Source organism: Pseudomonas sp. TJI-51 (assembly GCF_000190455.2).
Taxonomy (GTDB): Bacteria; Pseudomonadota; Gammaproteobacteria; order Pseudomonadales; family Pseudomonadaceae; genus Aquipseudomonas; species Aquipseudomonas juntendi.
In genome coordinates, this window is record NZ_AEWE02000070.1 from 1 (window position 1) to 11,172 (window position 11,172).

Genomic DNA, 11,172 nt, shown 5'->3' on the forward strand with positions numbered 1-11,172 from the left:
CCTTGTGGCAAACACCTGTCAGCCCTGAGGCGATCTCTGTGGGAGCTGGCTTGCCAGCGATAGGGCCATTACAAGCAATACAAGTCTCTCAGTCCCGCCGGTAAGGCAACATCCCCCGCGCCTCCTCGGCATACCCCTTCACCCCTTCCCGCTCCTGCACCAGAAAATCCCCCACCGCCCGCCGCAACCCAGGGTGCAGCAGGTAATGCCACGACCGCGTCAGCACCGGCTCAAACCCGCGAATCAGCTTGTGTTCACCTTGCGCACCGGCATCGAAGCGCTGCAAACCTTCGGCAATGGCGAAGTCCATGCCCTGGTAGAAACAGGTTTCGAAATGCAGCCGGTCGAATTCGTCCAGGCAACCCCAATAGCGGCCAAACAAGCTGTCACCCCCCACCAGGCTCAAGGCCATGGCCACATCCCGCCCGCCCTGGCGGGCCATCACTACCCGTAGCGCCTCGGGCATGCGCTCGGCAAGCAGGCTGAAGAACGCACGGGTCAGGTAGGGCGCACGGCGCCGTACGGCATAAGTGTTGGCGTAGCAGCGGAACACGAAGTCCCATTGCGCCTCGTCCAGTTCATTGCCCTGGTACCACCGAAAATCGATGCCCTGCCCCGCCACCTGCTCGCGCTCCTTGCGCATCTGCTTACGCTTGCGCGAGCTGAGGCTGTCGAGAAAGTCCTGAAAATCGCGGTAGCCGCGGTTTTGCCAGTGAAACTGGCACCCTAGGCGCTCCAGCCAGCCCGGCAGGCCGGCCAACTGCTGGTCCAGCGCCGCATCGGTGAAATTGATGTGGGCACCCGACAGCCCGCCCTTGCCCAGGTACTCAGGTAACGCCTGCAGCAACAGCAGCCCATCGGCCGGGTCGTCGGCCAGCAAACGCGGGCCGCTGACCGGGCTGAACGGGACCGCCCCCAGCAACTTGGGGTAATAGGCAATGCCGGCCCGCTCACAGGCATCGGCCCAACCGTGGTCGAACACGTACTCGCCAAACGAATGCCACTTGCGGTAGGCCGGCAACAGCGCCCGCACCTGCCCGTCACGCTCCAGCACCAGATGCTCGGCAGCCCAGCCCGTCTGGGGTGCAACGCTGGCGCTGTCCTCCATGGCGCTGAGAAAGCCGTGGCGCAGGAAGGGTTGGCCGGCAGGCACCAAGGCATCCCAGGTGGCCGCCGGAAGATCACGCAAATGGGCAAGGCTGTACAGGCTGGTCACGGTTTTGGCTCGCAGTCGGGAGGCGTTCAGTATCCCCAACCCAGGCGCGTCACTCAAATGATGAACGCCAGGATGCCCCTTTTCTTCTCACTTACTTAACAACAGTGCCACTAATCAGACATTAATCTGTCACTGCCCCTCGCAATACTTGCGCCTGTTTTCCGGAACACCAGAACCTGTCTATTCAGGCCCTTTCCGAAGACATGCCAACACAGGGGCAGGCGCTTGAGCCTCCCCCATTTTTTCAGTAGGGAGAACCTTATGCGTCTTGTTTCTACACTTACCGGAATGAGCCTCACCGGCATGATGCTGGCCCTGAGCGCCCCGGCCAGTGCTGCTGTCGACGCCAAGCTGCTCGAAATGCTGCGCGCCAACGGCTCGATCAACCAGGCGCAGTACAATGAACTGCAAGGCGATCTGGCAAAAGAAACCAAGGAAAAGGCCGACCAGAAAGCTCAGTCCGAACGTATGAGCGCCTTTGAACAAAAAGTGGCATGGGCCGCCAAGACCCAGATCAAGGGCGATGTGCGCCTGCGTTACGAAGACGTCAACGTCGACAACCCGATCTCCCGCAGTGGCAACCAGGACCGTGAGCGCGTACGTGCCCGTGTCGGCTTCTACAGCGAGATCAACCCGCAAGTCGACGCCGGCGTGCGTGTGGCCACCGGCAGCAGCGCCGATGCCCGCTCGACCAACCAGAGCCTGGACAACTACTTCGAGAAGAAATCGCTGTGGGTCGACCTGGCCTACCTCGACTGGCACCCGACTGCCGTGCCCAACCTGCACCTGATCGGCGGCAAGATGAACCAGCCGTGGGTCAGCATGGGCGACATCATCTGGGACAGCGACATCAACCCGGAAGGTGTGGCAGCTACCTACAAGATGAACGTTGGCCCGGCTGAAGTCTTCGGCAGCCTTGGTCACTACAACCTGAAAGACAACGTCGATGGCGACGGCGTGCAGTTCAAGCATGACGCGCAGCTGTACGCAGGCCAGCTGGGCACCAGGTTCAACGCAGCCGACACCGTCAAGGTGACCGTGGGCGGCAGCATCTACGGCTACGACAACGACAAGGCTTCGGCCGCCCTGGCCTCGCTGGGCAACACCACCAACGAGTTCAACCTGGTGGAAGGCTTCGGTCAGGTCGACTTCACCGGCTTTGCCATCCCGCTGTCTGCCTACGGCCAGTTCGTCAAGAATACCGAAAGCACCGACGGCAAGGACAAAGCCTGGCTGGCCGGTCTGAAGAGCAAGATCGGCGCCTGGAGCCTGGACTACAACTACCGCGACGTGCAGCGTAACGGTGTGGTCAGCCTGTTCACCGACTCTGACTTCGGTGCCGGCTTCACAGGTTCGCGTGGCCACAAGTTCAAGGTCGGTTATGAAATCGACAAGAACTTCGGCGTAGGTGCAACCTACCTGATGGCAAAGACCGACTACTCCAACCTGCCCAACAGCAATGCGGACGTGGATACCCTGCAGTTGGACCTGGAAGCCAAGTTCTAAACACGCAATAGCAGGGAATGCCGACCCCATCCGACGTTTCCCGCTTTTTTTTGCCTGTGAAATAGCTGGGGCTGCTTTGCAGCCCATCGCGACACAAGGCCGCTCCTACAGGGGAATGCGCCCTTTGCAGGTCGGCCCCGGCTATCTCGGATCAGACCAGGTAATCAGCGCTTGCGCAGGATCACACTGCCAATCGAATACCCCGCACCGAACGAGCTCAATACCCCCAAGGCGCCCTTGGCCAGGTCATCCTGGTACAGGTGGAAGGCAATGACCGAGCCTGCCGAGCTGGTATTGGCGTAACGGTCCAGAATCACCGGGGCGTCTTCCTCGGCCACTTCTCGCCCCAGCAGCTTCTTGACGATCAGGTGGTTCATGCTGAGGTTGGCCTGGTGCAGCCAGAAGCGCTTCACATCGCTAGGGTTCAGGCCGTTTTCCTGCAGGTGCTCACCGATCAGTTCGGCCACTTTCGGGCACACCTCGCGGAACACCTTGCGGCCTTCCTGGATGAACAGCTTGTCCGCAGCGCCCTGCCCCTCTTCCGCCGCACGGTTGAGGAAGCCGAAATTGTTGCGGATATTGTTGGAGAATTCGGTCCACAGCTTGCTGCTGACGATATCGAACTGGTGCGCCGAGCTGGCCTTGTCAGCGCGCTCGAGCACCACTGCGGTGGCCGCATCACCGAAGATGAAGTGGCTGTCGCGGTCACGGAAGTTCAAGTGCCCGGTGCACACCTCGGGGTTGACCATCAGTACTGCACGCGCCTGGCCCAGGGCCACGCTGTTGGCTGCGGTCTGGATGCCGAACGTGGCCGAGGAACAGGCTACGTTCATGTCGAAGGCAAAGCCCTGAATGCCCAGCGCCTGCTGCACTTCGATGGCAATGGCCGGGTACGGGCGCTGCAGGTTGGAGCAGGCGACGATCACGCCGTCGATATCGGCAGCCGTGCGGCCCGCACGCTGCAAGGCCTGGTGAGCAGCGGCCACGGCCATTTCGCAAAGCACCGAGGGTTCGTCGTTGGAACGCTCCGGCAGGCGCGGCTTCATGCGCTGCGGGTCGAGGATGCCGGCCTTGTCCATGACGAAGCGGCTCTTGATGCCCGAGGCCTTTTCGATGAACGCGGCATCCGACAAGGGCGCCGCTTCGACTTCGCCACGCTCGATGGCGGCGGCGTTGTCCTGGTTGAACTGCTGGGACCAGGCGTTGAAGGAGGCCACCAGTTCTTCGTTGGAAATACTCTGGGCCGGGGTGTACAGGCCGGTGCCGCTGATCACGACGTTATGCACGGTCGTTCCTCTGTTCGAAGGCCATCGCCACGGGGGCGCTGGCGGGAATAGGACAGCCTAGTGGCACTTTAGTGCCAAGTTAGGGGCGAGGGGCTCACCCGAGAAGGGCCGCCAGGCGGCCCCAAATTGCATCAATACTGCCACAACTGTGGAAGTTTAGCCTTCCACCTGGCCCCACTGCTTGCTCAATCTTTTGTCAGAAATCGGCACTTTGGTGCCCAGTTGCTGAGCGAACAGCGACACCCGGTATTCCTCCAGCCACCAACGGTACAGGGTCAGTTGCTCATCGCGCTTGCCCTCCTGGGCATGCTTGTCGGCGCGGGCCTTGTACTGCGCCCACAGGTTGGCCAGCTCGCCGCTCCATACCCGGTCCTTCTGCACCTGCGCACCGAGTTTCTCCAGGCGCAGTTCCACTGCCTTGAGGTAACGCGGCAGTTCCTTGAACCAGGTGGCCGGGGTTTCACGCACGAACCCTGGGTACACCAGGTTGCCCAACTGCTGCTTGATGTCATTCAGCGCCACGGCCTGGCTGAGGTCGATCTTGCCCTTGAAGCGCTTCTGCAGGCCGTGCCACAGCTTCAACACTTCCAGCGCCTGCCTGGCCAGGCGCTCGGCGTGCTCGGCCCAACTGCCGCGCTTGCGTTCGGCCAGCCCGGCCAAGGCCGCACCCTCGCGTGGCAAGGGGTGTTCACCCTCGAGGATGCAGCTGTCCAGGCTGGCCAGCAAAATGTCCTCGACCAGCGCTTCGACACGCCCCAGCTCGCGGTACAGCAGGCCCAGTTCGGTCAGCCCCGGCAGCTTGCCCCGCAGGAACTTGGCCGGCTCGGCCAGTTGCTGCAGCAGCAGCCGCTGCAAGGCACGGCGGTGCTGGAACTCGGCTTCGGCCTGGGTCGAGAAGCGGCCTTCGCGCACCGTGCCGTTTTCGTCCACCAATGCCGGGTAGACCGTCATCGACAAGCCGGCGATCTTTTGCTGGGTGGTCTGCGCCACGGGGCTGAAGGCCTTGGCCTGCACCGGCTTTTCGGCGTCAGCCGTGCGCGGTACGGCCAACGCGGCCTGGCTGGCGGCGGCAAAACGGGCAGTCAGCTCGGCCAGGTCGCGGCCCTCGCCCAGGAACTTGCCCTGGCCGTCGACCACCTCGATATTCATGCGCAGGTGGCCCTCGACCAGGCTCACCGACTCGGCCCAGGCCTCGTCGGCTACACGCACACCGGTCATGCGCAGCAATTCCTGGCCCAGGGCCTGGGGCAAGGCCCCCTGGGCGAACGGCATGCGCGCCAGCGACGCCTTGACGAAGTCGGGCACCGGCACGAAGTTCTTGCGCAGGGCCTTGGGCAGGTTGCGTACCAGCGCCACGCACTTGGCTTCGAGCAGGCCCGGCACCAGCCACTCGAGGCGTTCACCCGGCAGGTTCGGCAACAACGGCGCAGGCACGCGCACAGTCACGCCATCGCGCGGGTGCCCCGGTTCAAAGTGATAGGTCAGCGGCAGGCGCAGTTCGCCCACTTGCAGGCTGTCGGGGTACTGGGCCGCCGTGACCTCGCTGGCCTCACGCGCCAGCACGTCCTCTTCGCGCATGATCAGCAGGTTGGCATCCTTCTGGCTGCCCATGCGGTACCAGGCATCGAAGGTGGCGGTCTGGTGAATTTCTTCGGGCAGGCGCGCTTCGTAGAACGCATACAGCGTTTCTTCATCGGCGAGAATATCGCGCCGACGCGCTTTGGCCTCCAGTTCATCAAGCTGCTCCAGCAGGCGCTTGTTGGCCGCCAGGCATTTGGCCCGCGACTGGATCTCGCCGCCTACCAGGCCCTCGCGGATGAACAGCTCCCGCGAGGTGGCCGGGTCGATCGGGCCAAAATGCACCGGGCGCCGCCCGACCAGAATCAGGCCGTACAAGGTGATCTGCTCATAGGCCACGACCTGCCCGCGCTTTTTCTCCCAGTGCGGCTCGAAGTGGTTCTTCTTGACCAGGTGGCCGGCCAGCGGCTCGATCCAGTCCGGTTCGATCCGGGCCACCACGCGTGCATACAACCTGGTGGTTTCGACCAACTCGGCAGCCATCACCCACTGCGGGCGCTTACGCCCCAGGCCCGACGACGGGTGTACCCAGAAGCGCCGCTGGCGAGCTCCCTGGTAGTCGCCCTCTTCGGTCTTGTGGCCGATCTGGCTGAGCAGGCCGCTGAGGAGGGCCTTGTGAAACTTCTGGTAGTCGGACGGTTCCTTGTTCACCGTCAGTTGCAGGTCACGGCAAATCAATGCCAGCTGGCGATGGGCATCGCGCCATTCGCGCAGGCGCAGGTAATTGAGAAAGTGCTTGCGGCACCAGTTGCGCAACGGGTTGGCGGTCAGCGCCTGGCGCTGTTCTTCAAAGCCGCGCCACAAATTCACCAACGCAGCGAAGTCGGAGTCCACATCCTTCCATTGCGCGTGCGCCTGGTCCGCCGCCTGCTGGCGCTCGGGCGGGCGTTCGCGCGGGTCCTGCACCGACAACGCACTGGTGACGATCAACACTTCCTGCAAGCTACCCTGGCGTGCGCCCTCCAGCAGCATGCGGCCCAGCCGCGGGTCGATGGGCAGGCGCGCCAACTGGCGGCCAATAGGCGTCAGCTGGTTCTCGCGGTTGACCGCCGACAGTTCCTGCAACAGGTTGAAGCCGTCGCTGATGGCCTTGCCATCTGGCGGCTCGATGAACGGGAACGCGTCAATGGCACCCAGGCGCAGGTGCAGCATTTGCAGAATCACCGCCGCCAGGTTGGTACGCAGGATTTCCGGGTCGGTGAACGCCGGCCGGCTGTTGAAATCCTCTTCGCTGTACAAGCGCACGCAAATGCCCGGCTCAACCCGGCCGCAACGGCCTTTACGCTGGTTGGCACTGGCCTGCGACACCGCCTCGATGGGCAGGCGCTGAACCTTGGCGCGGTAGCTGTAGCGGCTGATGCGCGCAGTACCGGTGTCGATCACATAGCGAATGCCCGGCACGGTCAGCGAGGTTTCGGCGACGTTGGTGGCCAGCACCACCCGGCGCCCGGTGTGCGGCTGGAAGATGCGCTGCTGCTCGGCCGGCGACAGGCGCGCGTAAAGCGGCAGAATCTCGGTATGGCGCAGTTGCGCCTTGCGCAGGATCTCGGCGGCATCGCGGATTTCCCGCTCGCCCGGCAGGAAGATCAACACGTCGCCAGGGCCTTTGCCTTGGCTGCGCTCATGCTGGGCCAGCTCGTCGAGGGTGGCGAGAATCGCCTGGTCGACCGTCAGGTCGTCCTCGATCTGGTTGCCCTCTTCGTCCTGCTCGCTGGTCAGCGGGCGGTACCAGGTTTCCACCGGGAAGGTGCGGCCAGACACCTCGATGATCGGCGCATTGTCGAAGTGTTTGGAGAAGCGCTCCAGGTCGATGGTCGCCGAGGTGATGATCAGCTTCAGTTCGGGCCGGCGGTGCAGCAAGGTCTTCAGGTAGCCGAGCAGGAAGTCGATGTTCAGGCTGCGCTCGTGGGCTTCGTCGACGATGATCGTGTCGTAGCGTTCGAGAAAGCGGTCATGCTGGGTTTCGGCCAGCAGGATGCCGTCGGTCATCAGCTTGACCAGGGTGTTGGCGTCGCTCTGGTCTTCGAAACGGACTTGGTAGCCGACCAACCCACCCAGCGGCGTACCCAGCTCTTCGGCCACCCGCGCCGCCACGCTGCGCGCGGCAATGCGCCGTGGCTGGGTGTGGGCAATCAGGCCATGGCTGCCACGGCCCAGTTCCAGGCAGATCTTCGGCAACTGCGTGGTCTTGCCCGAACCGGTTTCACCGGCGATCACCAGCACCTGGTGTTCGGCGAGGGCCTTCTTGATTTCATCGCGTTTGGCGGCGATCGGCAGGTTGTCGTCGTAGCGTACGACCGGCACGCTCTGCTGGCGCGCGGTAACCTGGGCACAAGAGGCCTGGACCTTGTCCACCCACTGCGCCAGCTTGGCCTCGTCTGGGCGCTTGCGCAGCTCATGCAATTGCCGCCGCAAGCGGTGGCGGTCGGCAATCATGGCGTGGTCGAGGTTGTGCAGCAATTTGTCGATGGCGTGGTCAGTCATAGGGCTTTTTAATGATGCAGGTGAGCCTGCTTTTTCATGATCGGCATTCTGAGGATGCGCGATTGTCGCAGATTTGCGCCTGTTTTGCTGTCCAGGCTGGCGCGCACCCTGTAGGAGCGGCCTTGCGTCGCGATGGGCTGCGCAGCAGCCCCGTGGATTTGTGCCGGGGCGCAGATTTTGGGGCTGCTACCGCAGCCCATCGCGACGCAAGGCCGCTCCCACAAGGGATCGCACAGTGGCTGAAAGTTTAGCAAGTCCTTATGTAAACGTTGCCATTCACGACTTTAATCACCCTTACGCCGCATGTGAGTATCAAAACCATGACGCCCGCCCAGCCCATCGCCCCACCGTTGCCGCGCCCTTCGCTACCGAAGGCCCGCAGCCGTGCCGGGGAAAACCCGCTGGTGCACATCATCCTCGCCTTCTGGGCCTTGTGGCACTGCCGCCACGCCCGCCCACCGGATACCGCCCTCACGCCGTTGTGACCAAACCCGGCCAGCCTCTGGCCGTTTGCCCCAGCCGGGCCGCCCGCCAGTGCGATGGCCCTGCGCAGCCGTGAGCGAACCCAACATGCATTTTGCCCCCGTAGAGCACGCCGCCCGTTTTCTGGCCGACAACCCTGATATCGAGTTGTTCGAGCTGTTCATTCTCGACGCCAACGGCGTACCCCGCGGCAAGCTGCTGCACCGCGACGAATTGCTGGCCGTGTACCAGAGCGGCCGGCCGCTACCCAGTACCATTCTCGGCCTGACCCTGAACGGCGACGATGTGGAAAACTCCGGGTTGGTCTGGGATGTGGGTGATATCGACTGCCGCGCCTACCCGCTCGAGGGCAGCCTGACAAGGTTGCCCTGGCGCCGGGTGCCGACCGCCGCGGTGCAGGTGAGCATGCACCCGAGTGAGGGGTTGCCTGCCAGCATCGCCGACCCGCGCCACGTGCTGCTGCGCACCATCGAGGCGCTGCAGGCCGACGGCTACCACCCGGTGATGGCCTGCGAACTGGAGTTCTACCTGCTTGACCAGCAACGCGACGCCCAAGGCCGCCCGCAACCGGCACTGGACAACGATGGCGGGCGCCCGCGCAGCACCCAGGTGTACGGCCTGCGCGAACTGGAACAGATCGAGCCGTTTCTCGCCGATCTGTATGCCGCCTGCAAAGCCCAGGGCATCCCGGCCCGTACGGCCATTTCCGAATACGCCCCCGGCCAGGTGGAAATCACCCTGGAGCACGGTGACGCACTGCAGGCCATGGACCAGGCGGTACGCTACAAGCGCCTGGTCAAGGGCGTGGCCCATGCCCACGGCATGCAGGCCTGCTTCATGGCCAAGCCATTCGCGCACCTGGCGGGTACTGGCATGCACATGCACCTGAGCCTGGCTGACCACGCCGGCACCAATCTGTTCGCCAGCGACGACAAGGCTGGCACGCCGCTGCTGCGCCAGGCAGTCGCCGGCATGCTGCGCCACCTGCGCGAATCACTGCTGCTGTTCTGCCCCAACGCCAATTCGTTCCGCCGCTTCCAGGCCAACAGTTATGCACCACTGGCACCCACCTGGGGCGTGGACAACCGCACCGTGAGCCTGCGCGTACCCGGTGGCCCGGCCAACAGCCGGCATGTGGAGCACCGCATCTGCGGCGCCGATGCCAACCCCTACCTGGCGGCGGCGGCGATCCTGGCAGCCAGCCACCGTGGCATTCGCGAACAGCTGGACCCAGGGGCACCGGTGCAAGGCAACGGTTATGCCCAGGCTACCGAACACCTGCCCACCGACTGGCTGACGGCGCTCGACGCCCTGCAGCAGTCGGCTTGGGCCCGCGAAGCATTGGGCGAGGACTTCCTCGGCGTGTACCTGAAGGTCAAGCGCGCCGAGTACCGCCAGTTCATGGCCGAAGTCAGCGAACAGGACTGGCGCTGGTACCTGCACCAGGCCTGAGCCCCTCAACATTCAAGGAACACCCATGAACGCAGCATTGCACAAAGGCCCGGCGCAGCGCGCGCCGTCCTACTACAGCGCCACCCTCAACGACCCTACCGAGTACCCGCAACTCAAGGGCACGGTGCAGGTGGATGTGGCAATCATCGGCGGCGGCTTCACCGGCGTGGCCACGGCAGTCGAGCTGGCCGAGCGCGGCCTCAAGGTGGCCATCGTCGAAACCAACCGTATAGGCTGGGGTGCCAGCGGCCGTAACGGTGGCCAAGTCACTGGCAGCCTGTCGGGCGACGAAGCCATGCGCTCACAGATGCGCAACCACCTGGGCGCCGAGGTCGATGACTTCATCTGGCACCTGCGCTGGCGTGGCCACCAGGTAATCGAGCAGCGCGTAGCGCGCTACGGCATCGACTGTGACCTCAAGCGTGGCCATCTGCATGCCGCCATGAAACCCTCGCACATGAACGAGCTGCGCGCGTTCGAGGCCGAAGCGCAACGCCGGGGCATGGGCGAGCAGGTTCAAATGCTCGACCGCGCGGCAGTGGCTGAGCACCTGCAGAGCCCACTGTACATGGGCGCCTTGAAGAACCTGCGCAACCTGCACCTGCACCCGCTCAACCTGTGCCTGGGTGAGGCCCGCGCCGCACATGGCCTGGGCGCACTGGTGTTCGAGAATTCCGAAGTGCTGGACATCGTGCATGGCCCGCGCCCGGCGGTGGTTACCGCCCACGGCCGGGTCGAGGCACGCCAGGTGATGCTGGCCGGCGATGTGTACCACAAGCTGGAAAAGCGCCAACTCAAGGGCAAGATATTCCCGGCCATGGGCGGGATCGTCACCACCGCGCCACTGGGCGAACTGGCCGAGCAGATCAACCCCCACGACCTGGCGGTGTACGACTGCCGCTTCGTGCTCGACTATTACCGCCTGACAGCCGACAAGCGCCTGCTGTTCGGTGGCGGCGCCAACTACTCCGGCCGTGACTCGCGGGATATCGAAGGCGAGCTGCGGCCATGCATCGAACGCACGTTCCCGGCATTGAAGGGCGTGCCGATCGATTTCCAGTGGAGCTGCGCCATGGGCATCGTGGTCAACCGCATTCCACAGCTGGGCAAGCTGTCGGACAACGTGTGGTATTGCCAGGGGTATTCCGGGCACGGCATTGCCACCAG

7 protein-coding genes are annotated in these 11,172 nt (G+C 63.9%); 4 read left to right on the forward strand and 3 right to left on the reverse strand.

Going from position 1 to position 11,172, the window contains the following annotated elements:
* Positions 1 to 88: 88 nt before the first annotated feature.
* Positions 89 to 1,216, reverse strand: a complete 1,128-nt coding sequence (locus tag G1E_RS15955; protein ID WP_009686754.1) for a GNAT family N-acetyltransferase — start codon at positions 1,214 to 1,216, stop codon at positions 89 to 91.
* Positions 1,217 to 1,477: 261 nt separating this feature from the next.
* On the opposite strand from G1E_RS15955, the gene G1E_RS15960 reads away from it, so the two are divergent.
* Entirely contained in the window at positions 1,478 to 2,722 is a 1,245-nt protein-coding gene (locus G1E_RS15960) for a putative porin (RefSeq protein WP_033691274.1), read from the forward strand.
* A 164-nt stretch (positions 2,723 to 2,886) separates the two neighbouring features.
* Here the strand turns inward: G1E_RS15960 and G1E_RS15965 are convergent, their stop codons facing one another.
* Both G1E_RS15965 and hrpA read right to left on the reverse strand, forming a co-directional pair.
* Positions 2,887 to 4,008, reverse strand: coding sequence for a beta-ketoacyl-ACP synthase III (locus tag G1E_RS15965; protein WP_009686756.1), 1,122 nt, complete (start codon positions 4,006 to 4,008; stop codon positions 2,887 to 2,889).
* A gap of 156 nt (positions 4,009 to 4,164) precedes the next feature.
* Positions 4,165 to 8,070 (reverse strand): ATP-dependent RNA helicase HrpA, encoded by a 3,906-nt coding sequence (gene hrpA, locus G1E_RS15970; RefSeq protein WP_047149938.1) that lies wholly within the window; start codon positions 8,068 to 8,070, stop codon positions 4,165 to 4,167.
* 320 nt (positions 8,071 to 8,390) lie between these two features.
* Between hrpA and G1E_RS28735 the strand changes: the two genes are divergently transcribed.
* From G1E_RS28735 to G1E_RS15980, 3 genes are all read left to right on the forward strand, one after another.
* On the forward strand, positions 8,391 to 8,555 hold the full coding sequence (locus tag G1E_RS28735; protein ID WP_009686760.1) for a hypothetical protein: 165 nt from the start codon (positions 8,391 to 8,393) through the stop codon (positions 8,553 to 8,555).
* Positions 8,556 to 8,640: 85 nt separating this feature from the next.
* On the forward strand, positions 8,641 to 10,005 hold the full coding sequence (locus G1E_RS15975) for a glutamine synthetase family protein (RefSeq protein WP_009686761.1): 1,365 nt from the start codon (positions 8,641 to 8,643) through the stop codon (positions 10,003 to 10,005).
* Positions 10,006 to 10,030: 25 nt separating this feature from the next.
* The coding region (locus G1E_RS15980) for an FAD-binding oxidoreductase (RefSeq protein WP_047149940.1) at positions 10,031 to 11,172 on the forward strand (1,142 nt) is incomplete at its 3' end.

Coding starts and splice junctions, on each gene's coding strand:
- G1E_RS28735 (WP_009686760.1), top strand. CDS start 8,391: ATGACGCCCGCCCAGCCCATCGCCCCACCGTTGCCGCGCCCTTCGCTA.
- G1E_RS15960 (WP_033691274.1), top strand. CDS start 1,478: ATGCGTCTTGTTTCTACACTTACCGGAATGAGCCTCACCGGCATGATG.
- G1E_RS15975 (WP_009686761.1), top strand. CDS start 8,641: ATGCATTTTGCCCCCGTAGAGCACGCCGCCCGTTTTCTGGCCGACAAC.
- hrpA (WP_047149938.1), bottom strand. CDS start 8,070: ATGACTGACCACGCCATCGACAAATTGCTGCACAACCTCGACCACGCC.